A 16,402-nucleotide genomic window follows, 5' to 3' on the forward strand; every position below is an offset into this window, starting at 1 on the left:
TGTTTTAATCAATTTCCACCAAAACCGGACAATGGTCGGAATGCTTGGCTTCGGGTAAAATCACAGCTCTTTTCAATCGGTTTCTCAACGGTTCGCTGGCCAAACAATAATCAATTCTCCAACCTTTGTTATTGGCTCTGGCATTGGCACGATAACTCCACCAACTGTAATTATCAGGCTCTTTGTTGAAGAATCTGAACGTATCAATGAAACCACTTTTCATGAATTTATCCAACCAAGCGCGTTCTTCCGGTAAAAATCCGGAAACGGTTTTGTTGCGAATAGGATCGTGAATATCAATCGCTTCGTGACAAATGTTATAATCGCCACAGATAATCAAATTCGGAATTTCCTTTTTTAATTCGTCTATATAATTTTGGAAGTCATCCATGTACATAAACTTGTGGTCCAATCGTTCAATATTCGTTCCCGAAGGCAAATACAAACTCATCACCGAGAAATCGTCAAAATCAACGCGAAGATTTCTGCCTTCAAAATCCATGTGCTCAATTCCGGTTCCGAAAACTACATTATTCGGCTTGACTTTAGACAAAATCGCCACACCACTATACCCTTTTTTAGTAGCCGGAAACCAGTAGTGATAAGGATAACCCGAAAGTTCCACATCGAGCAACGGAATTTGGTCTTCGGTGGCTTTTATTTCCTGCAGACAAATGATATCGGGGTTGGCTTGCTGCAACCAATTCAAAAATCCTTTGGATATCGCTGCACGAATGCCGTTTACGTTATAAGAAATAATTCTCATTAAGCTTTACATTAGTTTTCCCAAAAGTAGCTAAAAACAAAAACATTTGAAACCCAAAAAACATAATAAAAAATTAAAGTTTACTTAGCGATTTCTGCATTTTCTGAAAGCTATTTCAGTAGAATTACTATCTTTGTTTCTTACTCAAAATTGAAAGGTATAAATGGGTTTAGTTACTGCTAAAGAAGTTGCAAAAGCAATAAACGCTGATAAATATGGGGTTTTCGGAACTTTTTGTGGCTGGCTATTAATGAAAGCTTTAAAAATTTCGACCTTAAACAAACTCTACGACCGTAACAAACATTTGAGCGATGTAGAATTCCTAAACGCCATTTTGGATGAATTACATATTAAGTTTGAAATCCCTGAAGACGACTTAAAACGATTACCCAAAGACGGCGCTTATATTACCATTTCCAATCATCCGCTTGGCGGAATAGACGGTATTTTGCTATTGAAATTAATGCTCGAAAGAGAACCCAATTTCAAAATCATTGCCAATTTCCTGTTGCATCGTATCGAACCGATGAAAAAATACATCATGCCGGTGAATCCTTTTGAGAATCATAAAGATGCTAAATCGAGTGTCATTGGTATCAAGGAAACACTGCGCCATTTAAGCGATGGAAAACCCTTGGGTATGTTTCCTGCCGGAGAAGTGTCAACCTATAAAGACGGCCGATTAGTAGTTGACAAAGCCTGGGAAGAAGGCGCGATTAAAGTAATCCGAAAAGCACAAGTCCCGGTAGTTCCGATTTATTTTCACGCTAAAAACAGTCGCTTTTTTTACTTTTTATCTAAAATAAATCCAACACTCAGAACAGCCAAATTGCCTTCGGAATTGTTGACCCAAAAAGACCGCGTGATTAAAGTGCGTATCGGTAAACCAATCTCGGTGGCCGAACAAAACGAGCACAAAACCATCGAGGAATACTCAGAATTTTTACGTCGAAAGACTTATATGTTGGCCAACTCGTTCAACGAAGAGTCCAAACTATTGAGTTCGCAAAACCTCAACCTCAACCTAAATTTAAAAACCCCTAAAAGTCCGAAACAAATCGTAAAACCGGCCAACCACGACAAAATCATTGAAGAAGTGGAAGTCTTAAAACAAGGTGATTATCGCTTGTTGCACAGCAAAAACTACATGGTTTTCTTAGTAACTGCCGATAAGATTCCGAATATTTTACACGAAATTGGTCGTTTGCGCGAAATTACTTTTAGAGCCGTTGGCGAAGGGACTAATGAATCTATCGACCTTGACCAATACGACAATTATTACCATCACATGTTCCTTTGGGATGATGAAAACCAACAAATTGCCGGTGCGTATCGCATGGGATTGGGCGCAGAAATATTCCCAAAACACGGCATCGAAGGTTTCTATTTGCAAGACTTGTTCCGATTTGAACCGGAATTGTACGGCATGATGTCGCAATCCATTGAAATGGGAAGAGCGTTTATTGTTAGTGATTACCAACAAAAACCAATGCCGTTATTCCTGCTTTGGAAAGGTATTGTACACACCACTTTGCGTTATCCGGAACACAAATATTTAATTGGCGGCGTGAGTATCAGTAACCAATTTACAGAATTCTCTAAATCACTCATGATTGAGTTTATGAAGTCGCATTATTATGATCCTTATGTGGCGCAATACATTCACCCGAAAAAAGAATTTAAGGTAAAACTTAAAGACGCCGACAAAGATTTTGTCTTCAATGAAACCGAAGCGGATTTGAATAAATTCGATAAAATCATTGACGAAGTAGAACCGGGAAGTTTGAGATTACCGGTATTGATTAAAAAATACATCAAGCAAAATGCGCGCGTAGTAGCTTTCAACGTTGACCCATTATTCAACAATGCCGTCGATGGTTTAATGTACATCAGAATCGCCGATTTACCCGAAAGCACGGTAAAACCGGTCATGGAGGAATTCCAAGCGGAACTCGAACGAAAAGAAAAGAATTATAATTAAGCATAAAAAAAGGCAACTCATTTAGTTGCCTTTTTTGTTATTCTAACTTTACCCTTTCCTGAAATGCTTTCCAGTCTTTATCCGATAAGGTTTGTTTGCTTTTAAGCTTTTTGTTTTTAATGTATTCCAAAATATATTTGGCCCGTTCTTCTGATTCCGGGTGGTCTGATATCCAATACATAGTGGCGTCCATATTGCTATCCATCGCCATTTGGTACATAAAATCAGACATGGGTTTAGGATCAATTTTAGCATTAATCATATAATCAACGCTGGTGATATCCGCTTCTTTTTCTAAAGTTCGGTCATAAGCAGAAGAGGTTAATTCTTTTAAAATTTCCCTTGCCATGGCACCGCCTTTGCTTCCGCCGGCTGCAGTTAATAATACAGAATATCCTAATTCTTTGGACAATTTTTTCATCACGTGGTTTTTCTCAATATGAGCAATCTCGTGACCTAAAACACCTTGTAAGGCTTCTTGTCTTTTACAGTCTGCTATCAATCCGGTGTAAACAACCAAGTGATTATTGGGCAAAGCAAATGCATTAATTTCATCCTTAATGATGATGTGAACTTTTAAAGAATCGCGTTCGATATCATTGGCTTCACACAACGGATTAATCAAACTGTCTAATGTTTTTACTAAAGTATCATTGGTAACAATATCTTCTGTATTCGAAATTTCAGACCAAATCAAATCGCCCAATTTGTTTTCCAAATTAGTCGTTCTTTCTCTTACTTCGAAAAACTTCATGAAATCCAATTGGGAAAACCCAAACCAAACTGCGGCGAATCCCATGACTATAATTAATCCCTGAAAAATGGTTCTCTGTATCATTATGGTCTACAAATTAAGTTAGTAACATTACCGAAGAACAAAAACTGCACATGTTTCCCTTTTCGGGTTTGAATGGCGGCGTAAATGGTGGAGAAAATCTCAAATAAGTTGAATAAAATGACCGTGAAAATATAGGCAAAATACTCATTGCTGGCTTTCTCATCAGAGAATAATATGGAAACCGTCCACCAAAAACTGGCGCTGTTGATTCCCAATAAAGCCAATTGTGACAATAACGCTTGCGTACAATGCCAACGCACAAAATAAGTGCCTTTTCTATTGGCCAAATAAAAGAAAAACGTTGCCAATAAGTTGATAATCGGCAAAGGCAATCCGGCGATAAGTGCTACTAAAGACATCAAATAACTATTGGATGATTTTTCGCATTCGTGTTCGCCCGGTTTATAGGCAAAAGTGGTTTCTTGTATCATAGATTTTTATATAAATTCCAAATCCAATTGAGCAGTACTAACAGGATTAAAACAATGGCAAGCCAAGGTTTTCTGATAAGACCTTCTGTTTTTTTATATGCTGTAAAAAAAGTATCTCTTTTTAAAATAATATCGGTCAAAACCCAAACAGGGAAGATTGTCATGATGACAGCAACAATTATTCCAAAGGGGTTGATCAATAATGAGTCAGTAATTTTGCCTTGCAAAAGCAACATTACAGCTCGAGTGGTACCACAGGACGGACAAGCGTAGCCGGTCACATTCTTTATTGGACATAGACTATCGATGTAAGCTCCGTTATTGTAAAAATGATTTAAAAAAAGGTAGATAAATCCTAAGAAACAAGCCAATAACAATATTCCGTAGAGCTTGTTTCTATTCATTTTAATAAAGTGCGTTTTGGAAAGCTTCCATGTTTTTCTCGCGAGCAGCACCCATAATTAAAAACCAATCTATTATAGTCCAAATTCCTAAACCTCCGCAGGTTAGTAACTTTCCAACACCCATTCCTGTATCGCCTATGTAAAAACGATCTATACCCAGTGGTCCTCCATTTACAATTGAGATTATAAGCGCAGTTGTTGGCTCTTTGAATTGAAGGGTTTGCACTAAACCCCATTTAGATTCGTCAAGGCTTAATAATTTTTCTCTAACAGCGTTCAGATGATGACTTTCAAAATACTTTGCGTTCATCATCATAAACATGTCCACTTTTTGTGCTTCCATAATATTGTTTTATTGGTTTTGTTAATGATGGGTCTAATATATAAAATTCTTATAAAATAATACTATCTCCGAAAAAACTATTATAGAAAAGCGGCGTCAATAGGTTCCCAAAGTTCAATCTTGTTGCCTTCCGGATCGAGTATCCAACCGAATTTTCCATAATCATAAGTCTCCATGTCGCCTACTATTGTTACACCTTCTTCTTTTAAAACTTTTAACAAAGCTTCCAAATCATGCACCCTAAAGTTCATCATAAAGGGTTTGTCACTCGGACTGAAATAGTTAGTCTTGGCTTCAAACGGTGACCATTGCGTGGAGCAATCATTCCCGTCTTTGTCTTTCCACCAAAATGTCCAGCCGTATTGGTCAGTTGGAATGCCGAGATGGTTTTTGTACCAATCTTTTATCGCATTTGGGTTCTCACTTTTGAAGAAAAAGCCACCCAAACCGGTTACTCTTTTGAAATCATCTTTACTCATTGGCTTCTCTTTTATAAAAAATGGTGACGGCCAATAAAAGCAAAATACCTTCTACAGTAAAGAAAAATAAGTGATTGAAAACTTCCTGAGCAATATAACTACAACCCAATCCAAAGGCCAAAAACCCAATGCTCATGTACAAAACCTGCAATCTTGCCACGTGTTTTCCTTCCTTTATGGGCTTGGCCAAAAAGAACAACCAAATACTCGACAACAACATCATAATCGAAGAATACAACCAAATCATTTGCATGCCTTGTGCCGCAACAGGCTGGATTTCTCCTTTTTTAATGTGTTCTAAAACCGCTGGCATGCCCATAAACGCATGAGGAAAAAATTGAAGGAAGGTTAGGATTCCCACAATTACCACTAAATAATAACTCACTTTATTCATAATCAAAAAGGTTTAGTTCATATTCAAAAACAATTCGTAATTCGTAATTGAACAATTTTATCCACGATAGTCTGCGCCAGTTTTTCATGACTTTCAAACGTCCAACCGGCGATATGTGGGGTTAATAAAACATTTTCTGCTTGGAGTAAATACTCGAAAGCTTTAGGTTTTTCGGTATCGATAAAAAGATTTTCAAAAGACAATTTTTCATATTCCAAAACATCCAATCCGGCGCCGAGAATTTTACCCGATTCCAAAGCGGCGACCAAATCATCAGTCACTACATTTTTCCCACGAGAAGTATTGATAAACCAAAACGGTTTAGCAAAAGCATTGATAAATTCATCATTAACCATCTTATCCGTTTCGGGTGTCCACGGAATGTGCAGACTCAAAACATCGGCTTGGGCTTGTAATTCCGAAAGGGTAACTTGCTTCGCATTGGCATCGCCTACATTCGGAAGAATATCATAACACAAAACTGTAACATCAAATCCGCGTAGTTTCTTAGCAAACGATTTTCCCATATTGCCATAACCGATGAGTCCAACGGTTTTACCTTCTAACTCATACCCTCGATTGCCTTCTCTTATCCATTTGCCTTCACGCACTAATCTATCCGCGCGATTCAGTTTGTTCATTACCGATAAAAGCATGCCCAAAGCGTGTTCCCCAACCGCATTTCTGTTCCCTTCAGGAGCAGCGATAAGATGAATGTTTTTAGCTTCGGCATACTCGCAATCGATGCTTTCCAATCCGGCACCAACGCGAGCGATGAATTTAAGATTAGTGGCTTGGTCTAAAAAGGCTTTATCAATTTTAAACCGACTGCGAATAACCACGCCATGATAATTATGAATTTTGGCTTCTATTTCGGCTTTAGAAGAAGTAAAATCGGCTTCATTCTGAAAACCGGCTTGCTCCAATTGTTCCCACAACAAAGGATGATTGCTGTCGATATGAAGAATTCTAATGTCTTGGTTGGGCATGATGGTAAATTGAAGAGTAAAGATAGTATTTATTAGGAGATTTTGAAAAAGTGCTTTTGTTTCTTCCTTCGGGTTTTAAATCCGTTAGTACATTTCTTTTCTTAGTTTTTATTATAAATAGTCCCAAAAAGTTTCTTCCCAACTATGATTGTAATCATAAAATTAACAACTGTTTAGTGCCGAAATTTGTTTAAGAAATTTTAATACATCCAATCATGAAAAAATTATTTTTAACTGCTCTTGCTTTTTCTCTGTTAATCGCTTGTGGTAAAAAGGAAAAAGAAACCGAAGAGTATAATCCTGCAGCTGACCCAAGTGCAACAGAAACAACCGCTACTGACCCGTCATCTTATGACCCAAAAAGAGGTGAAGGTAAATTTACCACAGTAGAACTAGGCGCTGCTTTAGACCAAGCCATGGCGACTAAAGGCGAAGAAGTTTCCGGAGTAAAATGTACCTCTTGTCACAAAATGACCGATGAAAAATTAGTCGGACCAGGATGGAAAGGCGTAACAGAACGAAGAAAACCGGAGTGGATTATGAACTTCATTACCAATCCTGACCCAATGATTGACAAAGATCCGGAAGTTCAGGCACAATTAGAAATCTGTTTAGTTCGTATGCCAAACCAAGGTCTTAGTGACGACGATGCCAGACACATCTTGGAATACATGCGTAAAAATGACGGTGTAAAATAAACCAAAACCTGAGATTGGTTAACCGTTGAAAGTGCTGACCAATCTTATTTAAAATCAATTATAATGAAAAATAAGTTTGTTAAAGCAATTTTTGCGATTGCTCTTGGGAGTGCTTTGTTCACTTCTTGTAAGCCAAAAAACTCCGGAGATGCCGTGAGTGGTGACGCCGCTCAAAAAGCCTATGTTGCTCCGGGAAAATATGATGAGTTTTATAACTTCGTGTCCGGAGGTTTCAGCGGACAACTGAGTGTTTACGGTCTTCCAAGCGGAAGATTGTTCAGAGTAATTCCGGTGTTCTCCGTTGACCCTGAAAAAGGTTGGGGATACAGTGAGGAAACCAAACCCATGTTAAACACCTCCAATGGTTTTGTGCCTTGGGATGATTTACACCACACCGAAATGTCACAAACCAATGGTGAAGTAGACGGTCGCTGGGTTTTTGGTAATGCCAATAACACGCCGCGTATCGCTCGTATTGATTTGAAAACATTCAAAACAGCTGAAATCATTGAGCTACCAAACAGTGGCGGAAATCACTCTTCCCCATTCATCACCGAAAACACCGAATATGTAGTAGCAGGAACCCGTTTTAGTGTACCGCCTGATTATGTTAATGGAGATGTAGCTATCAATACTTACAAAGAAAACTTCAAAGGCCACATCAGTTTTGTAAAAGTGGGCAAAGAAGGTGAAATGGACTTAGCGTTCCAAATTGTAACGCCCGGAGTTAACTTCGACCTTTCTCACGCCGGAAAAGGAAAATCACACGGTTGGTTCTTCTTCTCTTGCTACAACACCGAACAAGCCAATACTTTGCTAGAAGTAAATGCTTCCCAACGTGATAAAGATTTTATCATGGCGGTTAACTGGAAAAAAGCCGAAGAATACATCAAAGCCGGAAAAGGCAAAAAACAATCGGTAAAATATGTCCACAACAAATGGAATGAAAAAACCCATACCGCTACTTCTGAAATGAAAAATGAAGTATTGGTCCTAGATGCTGCGGCTTTAAAAGACATTTGTTATATGATTCCTTGCCCGAAATCACCTCACGGTTGTGACGTAGATCCAACAGGTGAATACATTGTAGGTTCAGGTAAATTGGCCGCTTTGATTCCGGTATTCAGTTTTGATAAATTGATGGGCGCCATCAAAAACAAAAAATTCGATGGCGAGTACGGTGGCATTCCGGTAGTAAAATACGAAGCTGCTTTACACGGTGAAGTTCAAAAACCGGGCTTAGGACCATTACACACCGAATTCGACGGCAAAGGAAATGCTTATACCACTTTCTTCGTGTCTTCTGAAGTAGTGAAATGGGACATCAAATCTTTGAAAGTATTGGATAGAGTACCAACTTATTATTCTGTAGGTCACTTGTGTATCCCTGGAGGTGACAGTAAAAAACCATTCGGTAAATACTTAATCGCTTACAATAAAATCACCAAAGACCGCTATTTACCAACCGGTCCTGAGTTAGCACAATCGGCTCAAATTTATGATATCAGTGGCGATAAGATGAAGTTAATCTTAGACTTCCCAACCATCGGAGAGCCGCACTATGCTCAAGCCGCACCGGCCGAGTTGATTCGAAATAATGGTCAGTTGAAATTCTACAAAATCGCCGACAACAACCACCCATTTGTGGCCAAAGGCGAAAAAGAAGCCAAAGTAGTTCGAAAAGGCAACCGAGTAGATGTTTGGATGACTTCCATCCGTTCTCACTTTGCACCCGATAATATTGAAGGTGTTAAAGTAGGTGACGAAGTGTATTTCCACGTAACCAATTTAGAACAAGACTGGGATGTACCTCACGGATTTGCCATCAAAGGTGCCGACAACGGTGAGCTATTGATTATGCCGGGTGAAACCGCTACCCTAAAATGGCTTCCTAAAAAAGCCGGAATTTGGCCAATGTATTGTACCGATTTCTGTAGCGCACTACACCAAGAAATGCAAGGCTATGTTAGAGTTTCTCCAGCCGGAAGTAACGTCCCGATTACTTATAGTCTGGGAACCAACTTACCGAAGGCAACCAAATAAAATTAACCAAAGGGAACAGATTTTATTTGTTCCCTTTTTTTCTCCTATGAAATGGAAAATATAAAAATTTCAGGCTTGTCAAAAATATTGCTTTTGATCACAGGACTATTATTTGCCGGTGCGTTATTTGTCCCAATGTGGCAAATCCAACTCGAAGCACCGCAATATCCTGAAGGTCTCGTGCTTCGTTTACACGCCAATAAAATCGGTGGCGATGTTGAAATCATCAACGGATTAAATCACTACATCGGCATGGCAACCTTGCACACCGAAAACTTTATTGAGTTCAAAGTTTTGCCTTATGTCTTTGGTGCTTTTGCCCTAATTTCCATCTTGTTGATTTTTGTGGCCAAAAGAAAAGCAGTCTTGGCTTTCCTAATTACTTATGTGCTTTTTATCGTCTTAGCAGCAATAGATTTTTACCGATGGAACTATGAATACGGACACAACCTTGACCCAAATGCAGCCATCAGAGTGCCGGGAATGGCTTACCAACCGCCACTTATTGGCTACAAACAATTGCTAAACTTTGGCGCCTATTCTATCCCCGATACCGGTGGTTGGATGTTAACCGCAGCCGGAATTTTATTATTTTTAGTGGTGCTAAAAGAATATAAGTTTAATAAAAATAAGTAAACATGAGAACGCTCGTTATGGCTTGTATCACAATGCTAACCTTACTCTCTTGTGGTTCCAATGAGCCAAAACCCATCAAAATAAATTCAGATGCCTGCGATTTCTGCAAGATGACGATTGCCAATGGTAAATTTGGTGCCGAATTAATCACCAAAAAAGGACGCTATTATAAATTTGATGACTTGGCTTGCATGGTACAATTTGCCAAATCCAATACCGTTGTGCCTTACCTGTCATTCTTTGTAAACGACTATCTCAAAGACAACACGCTCATTCCGGCCGAAACCGCACATTTTATCAAAGGCGGAAAAATCAATTCGCCCATGAGAGGCAATATGGCCGCTTTCAGTTCAGCCAAAGAACAAAACGAATTTGGCCAAAAACTAGAAGCCCAAACCATCACTTGGTCCGAAGTTTACAACGCTTACAAATGAAAAATCTAGTTTATATACTCTTCTTTTTTGGCTTGATTTCTAATGCCAAAACCATTACAGTTGGTAAAACCTATCCGGTCAAAACCATCAAACACGCTTTGACTTTGGCAATCGATGGCGATACCATTATCGTTACTCAAGGAATATATAAAGAAGGGAATATTATCATCAACAAAAAAATTGCTTTTTTAGGCAAAAACTATCCAACGCTTGATGGTCAAAATAAATTTGAAGTCTTGTCTGTTGCAGCCGACAGTGTGCTGGTGAAAGGTTTCAAAATCATCAATTCAGGTTATGCCGCTTTGGATGATCCTTGCGGAATTAAAGTCTATGACCGAAATTTTGTTCGCATCGAAAACAACATCCTCGACAACAATTTCTTTGGCATTTACCTCCAAAACTGCAAAAACAGCATTGTCAAAAACAATACGATTAAAGCCTATGGCAAACAGGAACAACTCATCGGAAACGGCATTCATTGCTGGAAAAGTGAGCAGCTGCAAATCATTGGTAACCGAATCTCCGGCCATCGCGACGGGATTTATTTTGAATTTGTAACCCAATCGGTCATTTGGAGAAATATTTCCAACCACAATATTCGTTACGGTTTGCATTTTATGTTTTCCAATGATGATTCGTACATCACCAATGTTTTCAAAGGAAACGGTGCCGGTGTTGCGGTGATGTTTACCAAAAACGTAAAGATGTTCAATAATTATTTCGAAGAAAACTGGGGTGATTCTGCTTATGGATTATTGCTCAAAGAGATTGCCGACAGCTATATTTTCAACAATCGTTTTGCGAGAAACACTTCCGGCATTTATATGGAAGGTACGTCCCGAATTAAAGTCGAGAAAAACGTGTTCGAAGCCAATGGTTGGGGCATGAAAATCCAAGCAAGTTGCATGGAAAATGAAATCGTAAACAACAATTATGTAGGCAACACTTTTGACATCAGTACCAATGGAAGTCTGGTGCTCAACACATTTAACAGCAATTATTGGGACAAATATGAAGGCTATGATTTAAACAAAGACGGTATTGGAGATGTACCATATCATCCGCTGAGTTTGTTCGCCGTTTTGACCGAAAACAATCCGTCGGCCATGATCTTATTCCGAAGTTTTATGATTACTCTTTTAGACAAATCAGAAAAAGTTTTACCCAGCATAACGCCTGACAATTTTATAGACAATAAGCCCTTAATGAAGTCGCTGCCATTATGATTGACATACAAAACATTACTAAAAAGTTCGGCAAATTAGCCGTACTCCAAGACATCAACCTTTCGTTTCAAAAAGGCCAATGCATTGCGCTTATCGGTCCGAATGGTTGCGGAAAAACTACTTTAATCAAATCTATTTTGGGAATGGTTTTACCCGATAGCGGCTCAATAACGGTCAACGGAAAATCCATCCTCGGAGAATATTTGTACCGAAACAATATTGGTTACATGCCTCAAATTGGACGTTATCCTGACAACATGACTATCGGTCAAATTATTGAAATGATTAAAAAAGTACGAAACAGCGCAACGGAATTAGACGAAGATTTAATACACGCCTTTGAACTGGATAAACTATTCGACAAACAAATGAGAACCCTTTCCGGCGGAACTACACAAAAAGTTAGCGCGGTTTTAGCTTTTCTTTTTAATCCCGATGTACTGATTTTAGATGAGCCTACAGCCGGTTTAGACCCATTGGCTTCTGAAATTCTGAAAGAAAAAATAATCCGCGAAAAAGAAAAAGGAAAGCTGATTCTCATCACATCGCACTTGCTCAGCGAATTGGACGATTTGATTACCGAAATTATTTTCATGCAAGAAGGCAAAGTGCATTTCCATCAAAAAATAGAAGACTTAAAAGCTTCTACCCAAGAGGCTAAAATCTCGAAAGCGATTGCCAAAATCTTAAAAAACAACCGCCATGAACCGCATCATTAAAATCATCTTACTCGACATCCTAAAGAACAAAATCGTGTTGGCTTACACCTTGATTTTGGCCGCACTTTCGTGGAGTTCTTTCGCCTTAGAAGACAATGCTGCCAAGGGTTTATTGACCATACTCAATGTCATTTTATTCACTGTACCGTTGGTTTCCATCTTGTTTTCTACGATTTACTTGTACAACAGTTCCGAGTTTATCGAATTGTTATTGAGCCAACCTATCAAACGCCGAAAAATCTGGACGAGTTTGTTCCTTGGTTTATCGCTTTCGATGGTTTTGGCTTTTGGGATTGGTGCCGGAATTCCGTTATTGGTGAATGCGCCCGACAGCGTTGGACTCATGATGATTGCTATCGGCTGTTTGATTTCGGTCATCTTTGTGGCTTTGGCCTTTTTGAGTTCGATTCTCACCCGCGACAAAGCGAAAGGCATCGGAATTGCCATTATGACTTGGCTGTTTTTTGCCTTGCTTTTTGATGGCATCGTATTGTTTTTATTGTTCCAATTGGCCGATTATCCTATCGAAAATGCCATGGTTGGGATAACCGCATTGAGTCCGATAGACTTAGCCCGAATCCAAATTCTGATGCATTTAGATGTATCGGCTATGATGGGTTATACCGGCGCTATTTTCAAAGACTTTTTCGGAACCAGTGTTGGTTTGGTTGTCTCGTTCTTACTACTTTGTCTGTGGGCTATTATTCCATTTTTTATTTCATTGAAAAAATTCAACAAAAAAGACTTGTAACATGAAAACCGATATCCGAAACAGAAAAGACATCGAAAAATTGGTCAACACCTTTTACGAAAAAGTAAAAACCGACGAGGTTATTGGCTATTTGTTTACCGATGTGGCTCATGTGAATTGGGAAACTCATTTACCGAAAATGTATAGTTTTTGGGAAAACATTCTTTTCTTTACCGGAAATTATGAAGGCAATCCCATGGCGAAGCACAAAGAATTGCATGAAAAAAGCACTATGAATCCAACGCATTTCGGACATTGGAACAAACTCTTTACCGAAACGGTAGACAGGCTTTTTGAAGGACCAAAAGCTGAAGAAATCAAAAACCGCGCACTGAACATTTCAGCCGCCATGATGTATAAAACGTTGAGCTGATGATGCATCAAATTATTTTAATATTTCATTTATTAGTCACCTATTTTTAGCTCAACCGGTTGAAAAAAAGCCTTCTTCTTATGATTTAACGCATAGTTTATCCTTTCAATATGCCTTAATATTGACTATTAAATTAATGCATCATGAAAACATCAGAAAAACAAACTGTGGGCGAATTTGTAGCCCAAGATTTTAGAACCGCAGCCCTATTCTCCAAATACAAAATTGATTTTTGCTGCAAAGGCAACCGAACTTTAGAAGAAGTTTGCGAGAAAAAAGGGCTTGACGCAAATGCCATTCAAAACGAATTAAATGCCGTTTTAGACTCTAAATCCGATAGCGCCATCGATTTCAAATCTTGGCCAATCGACCTACTTATCGATTACATCGAAAAAACGCACCACCGTTATGTAGAAGAAAAATCGATTGCTTTATTATTCTATCTCGACAAACTTTGCAAAGTACACGGAGAAAGACATCCCGAGTTGTTTGAAATTGCGCTTCACTTTAAAATTTGCGCCGGAGAATTGGCCCAACACATGAAAAAAGAAGAGCTGATTTTGTTTCCGTTTGTCAAAAAATTATACTCGGCAACTAAAAACAACACCCCAATTGAGCAACCGCTTTTCGGAACGGTTGACAATCCTATAGCGATGATGCAAGACGAACATGAAGCTGAAGGAGAACGTTTTCTCAAAATCGCAGCATTGACTAATGATTATACTCCGCCAAACGATGCCTGTCAAACTTACAAAGTAACCTTTGCCATGCTAAAAGAATTTGAGCAAGATTTGCACAAACACATCCACCTTGAAAACAACATTGTATTTCCAAAAGCCATAGCTATGGAAGCCCAACTTTGTTTAAATCAAATGTAGTCATCCATGGGTGTCCATTTAAAGAACAATTGCAGTGGTAAAATGAAAGCTATACTTTCTCCAAAACCGGAAGGTCAATCTCGTTTACCACTGTCTTGTAAAACTGCAATTGTTTTTGGATAGCATGCTTTTCATTGGCAAAGAAATCGGTCGTCGCAAATAAGTCTATGTAGTAGTCAATGCCCAGCAACATATTGCTTTTAAAGGCATTCCATTTTTTGAGTTGGGCCGCCGTGAATTCCTCTGTATAGTTGTCCAATTCATTTTTCAAATAATCAACATACATGGCCAACTCTTTGACAAACATATTCGGGCGATGGGTTTCAGCCAACACATTAGCATTCCCGTATATGTGTTTCACCATATCGGCCAAAGAAACCTCTCGGTCAAAATACGCCAAATTCGGTCCGGGACAAATCACCACGCCTTGCTGTTGGCCTTTGACTTCGAGATTGTTTTCCATATAAGAAGCATTGGCCAAACCAACACACAAACAAGATTTCTCAAATATCTTAGCTTGCTTTTTCTGAAGTTCGTTGTCGGATAACAAGTCTTTTTGCGCTTCTAATTCAGCCAATTTAATATCCTGATATTTTTTAGAAGCGGTACACAAACCCTGTGAATCGTATTCTTTGCTGAGCGCCAACAATTTCTTCGGACAAGAACTTCCGGCTTTGTTGTCGTCTATTCTTTTTTGTTTCCAAAGATCATTGCTCATGCCTTTTACAGAGTTAAACGGAACACCGAGCGGTGATATATCACTCAAGTAAAAATCCTCTTCTTGGGCTTTCGCCAAAAGTGTTCTGGTGGCTTCATCCACCGAAGTCGCTTCGGGAACTAATAAAAAAGGCGAACCCCAACCCACCGTATCCATTTGAAAATGATGCAATAAAAACTCATGTTCTTCAGCCGTACCTACGCCACCTTGAGCCGTGATTTTTAAGTCGAATGGCTGTGCCGGAACAGGAAGATTTTTAGCTTCCAAAGCCTTCACCATCAACTCGTGTGCGGATTGGATTAATTGGTCTTTCTTAGTTTTAAACTCTTCCAAAATCGGTCCCATTAAAAAACCATCGGTAGCAAACGCATGTCCGCCACAATTCAACCCCGATTCGATACGGTATTCCGAAACCCAAAGCCCTTTTTTGGCCAAGAAATTCCCTTGAATCATCGCCGAACGGAAATCGCTTACTTTCAAAATAATTTTCTTTGACAACATACCATTCGCATCCGGATAAAACACCGGAAACTTTTCAAAATAGCTGTACAACCTTGGATTCATGCCTGCCGAAAGAACTACTGAAGAAGTCAAATCACTCTCGGCAAAACCGCGCAATGAAGCATGAGCATCGTTAAACTCAACCGGCAGTTGTTCGTTTTTATCAAAATTGTCTTTGTCGACTTTAGTCATGATATTCACATCAATCTCGCCCGGCGCAAAGTGTTCAGCCAAGTAATTTTTAACCGATTCTTTGATTAATAAACCTTCATCTATGAACTTTTGCAATCCTTCTTTAAATGCTGATTTATTGGGCAACATGGCGATATAGTTTTCCAAAGCGGTTTTGTTTTCCGCCAATTCGTTTTTAAAACTTTCAAACTTGTCTTTAACAATCGTATCCACCAAATTCAAATAGTGCTTGATGCGTTCTGCACGGTAATCATGGCACTTTTGGGTAATCTCTTGGTAAGGCAAACTGAACTTTTTACTGTAAAAAGCACGCATTTTTTCTATCAACTCATCATCAGTAATGGAGATTACAGAGGAAATCCCAAATTGCGCCACGCGAATCGGACTGTCAATGGTATAAGCCAAGCCCATAACGGGTATGTGAAAAGTATGAATGTTGTTCGTAGTAGTCATGTGGTAACGTTTTAAATAAGGAGCGAATTTTGGAAAATCATTCCATATAAAGTATGATATATGTCATACCACGCAGTTATAGTAGTCATTTTTATATTTTTAATCACAAAAAAAGGCGTGAATGACAACTTCCACGCCTTTTCCCTTTCAAAAAA

19 protein-coding genes are annotated in these 16,402 nt (G+C 38.9%); 10 read left to right on the forward strand and 9 right to left on the reverse strand.

The window, feature by feature from the left end:
• Nucleotides 1–4: 4 nt before the first annotated feature.
• Entirely contained in the window at nucleotides 5–766 is a 762-nt protein-coding gene (locus ACK4HO_RS08535; RefSeq protein WP_409664877.1) for an exodeoxyribonuclease III, read from the reverse strand.
• A 163-nt stretch (nucleotides 767–929) separates the two neighbouring features.
• On the opposite strand from ACK4HO_RS08535, the gene ACK4HO_RS08540 reads away from it, so the two are divergent.
• Nucleotides 930–2,747, forward strand: a complete 1,818-nt coding sequence (locus ACK4HO_RS08540) for a GNAT family N-acyltransferase (RefSeq protein WP_409664879.1) — start codon at nucleotides 930–932, stop codon at nucleotides 2,745–2,747.
• 37 nt (nucleotides 2,748–2,784) lie between these two features.
• Here the strand turns inward: ACK4HO_RS08540 and ACK4HO_RS08545 are convergent, their stop codons facing one another.
• The 7 genes from ACK4HO_RS08545 to ACK4HO_RS08575 all read right to left on the reverse strand — a co-directional run bounded on the left by ACK4HO_RS08545 (nucleotide 2,785) and on the right by ACK4HO_RS08575 (nucleotide 6,625).
• Nucleotides 2,785–3,585, reverse strand: coding sequence for a M48 family metallopeptidase (locus ACK4HO_RS08545; protein WP_409664881.1), 801 nt, complete (start codon nucleotides 3,583–3,585; stop codon nucleotides 2,785–2,787).
• Nucleotides 3,585–4,016: a DUF4870 domain-containing protein gene (locus tag ACK4HO_RS08550; protein ID WP_409664882.1), complete on the reverse strand. Its 432-nt coding sequence runs from the start codon at nucleotides 4,014–4,016 to the stop codon at nucleotides 3,585–3,587. The genes ACK4HO_RS08545 and ACK4HO_RS08550 overlap by 1 nt, the downstream gene beginning before the upstream one ends.
• A complete protein-coding gene (locus ACK4HO_RS08555; protein ID WP_409664884.1) occupies nucleotides 4,013–4,420 on the reverse strand; it encodes a DUF2752 domain-containing protein in 408 nt (135 codons plus the stop codon). The genes ACK4HO_RS08550 and ACK4HO_RS08555 overlap by 4 nt, the downstream gene beginning before the upstream one ends.
• Before the next feature lies 1 nt (nucleotide 4,421).
• The gene (locus ACK4HO_RS08560; protein ID WP_409664886.1) at nucleotides 4,422–4,763 is read right to left on the reverse strand and encodes a TM2 domain-containing protein; all 342 of its coding nucleotides are present in this window, start codon (nucleotides 4,761–4,763) and stop codon (nucleotides 4,422–4,424) included.
• An 80-nt stretch (nucleotides 4,764–4,843) separates the two neighbouring features.
• Entirely contained in the window at nucleotides 4,844–5,242 is a 399-nt protein-coding gene (locus ACK4HO_RS08565; RefSeq protein ID WP_409664887.1) for a VOC family protein, read from the reverse strand.
• Nucleotides 5,235–5,636: a hypothetical protein gene (locus ACK4HO_RS08570; protein ID WP_409664889.1), complete on the reverse strand. Its 402-nt coding sequence runs from the start codon at nucleotides 5,634–5,636 to the stop codon at nucleotides 5,235–5,237. The genes ACK4HO_RS08565 and ACK4HO_RS08570 overlap by 8 nt, the downstream gene beginning before the upstream one ends.
• Nucleotides 5,637–5,659: 23 nt before the next feature.
• Complete coding sequence (locus ACK4HO_RS08575; protein ID WP_409664891.1) at nucleotides 5,660–6,625, reverse strand: 2-hydroxyacid dehydrogenase; 966 nt, start codon at nucleotides 6,623–6,625, stop codon at nucleotides 5,660–5,662.
• A 215-nt stretch (nucleotides 6,626–6,840) separates the two neighbouring features.
• On the opposite strand from ACK4HO_RS08575, the gene ACK4HO_RS08580 reads away from it, so the two are divergent.
• From ACK4HO_RS08580 to ric, 9 genes are all read left to right on the forward strand, one after another.
• Nucleotides 6,841–7,323: a c-type cytochrome gene (locus ACK4HO_RS08580; RefSeq protein WP_171221100.1), complete on the forward strand. Its 483-nt coding sequence runs from the start codon at nucleotides 6,841–6,843 to the stop codon at nucleotides 7,321–7,323.
• A 63-nt stretch (nucleotides 7,324–7,386) separates the two neighbouring features.
• Nucleotides 7,387–9,366: a Sec-dependent nitrous-oxide reductase gene (gene nosZ / locus ACK4HO_RS08585; protein ID WP_409664893.1), complete on the forward strand. Its 1,980-nt coding sequence runs from the start codon at nucleotides 7,387–7,389 to the stop codon at nucleotides 9,364–9,366.
• A 51-nt stretch (nucleotides 9,367–9,417) separates the two neighbouring features.
• The gene (locus tag ACK4HO_RS08590) at nucleotides 9,418–10,002 is read left to right on the forward strand and encodes a hypothetical protein (RefSeq protein ID WP_409664895.1); all 585 of its coding nucleotides are present in this window, start codon (nucleotides 9,418–9,420) and stop codon (nucleotides 10,000–10,002) included.
• Between the two features lie 2 nt (nucleotides 10,003–10,004).
• Nucleotides 10,005–10,436 carry a nitrous oxide reductase accessory protein NosL gene (locus tag ACK4HO_RS08595; RefSeq protein WP_409664897.1) on the forward strand — a complete coding sequence of 144 codons (432 nt, stop codon included), beginning with the start codon at nucleotides 10,005–10,007 and terminating at the stop codon, nucleotides 10,434–10,436.
• Nucleotides 10,433–11,662, forward strand: a complete 1,230-nt coding sequence (locus ACK4HO_RS08600; protein WP_409664899.1) for a nitrous oxide reductase family maturation protein NosD — start codon at nucleotides 10,433–10,435, stop codon at nucleotides 11,660–11,662. Before ACK4HO_RS08595 ends, ACK4HO_RS08600 begins: the two co-directional genes overlap by 4 nt.
• The gene (locus tag ACK4HO_RS08605) at nucleotides 11,659–12,381 is read left to right on the forward strand and encodes an ABC transporter ATP-binding protein (protein ID WP_409664900.1); all 723 of its coding nucleotides are present in this window, start codon (nucleotides 11,659–11,661) and stop codon (nucleotides 12,379–12,381) included. Before ACK4HO_RS08600 ends, ACK4HO_RS08605 begins: the two co-directional genes overlap by 4 nt.
• Complete coding sequence (locus tag ACK4HO_RS08610; protein ID WP_409664902.1) at nucleotides 12,365–13,132, forward strand: ABC transporter permease subunit; 768 nt, start codon at nucleotides 12,365–12,367, stop codon at nucleotides 13,130–13,132. Before ACK4HO_RS08605 ends, ACK4HO_RS08610 begins: the two co-directional genes overlap by 17 nt.
• Before the next feature lies 1 nt (nucleotide 13,133).
• Complete coding sequence (locus ACK4HO_RS08615) at nucleotides 13,134–13,505, forward strand: group III truncated hemoglobin (RefSeq protein ID WP_409664903.1); 372 nt, start codon at nucleotides 13,134–13,136, stop codon at nucleotides 13,503–13,505.
• A 143-nt stretch (nucleotides 13,506–13,648) separates the two neighbouring features.
• Nucleotides 13,649–14,383: an iron-sulfur cluster repair di-iron protein gene (ric, locus tag ACK4HO_RS08620; protein WP_409664905.1), complete on the forward strand. Its 735-nt coding sequence runs from the start codon at nucleotides 13,649–13,651 to the stop codon at nucleotides 14,381–14,383.
• 49 nt (nucleotides 14,384–14,432) lie between these two features.
• On the opposite strand, the gene ACK4HO_RS08625 is transcribed toward ric, so the two are convergent.
• Entirely contained in the window at nucleotides 14,433–16,247 is a 1,815-nt protein-coding gene (locus ACK4HO_RS08625) for a hypothetical protein (RefSeq protein ID WP_409664906.1), read from the reverse strand.
• Nucleotides 16,248–16,402: the final 155 nt, after the last annotated feature.

The sequence above is a fragment of the Flavobacterium sp. genome, assembly GCF_046296355.1.
Classification (GTDB): Bacteria; Bacteroidota; Bacteroidia; order Flavobacteriales; family Flavobacteriaceae; genus Flavobacterium.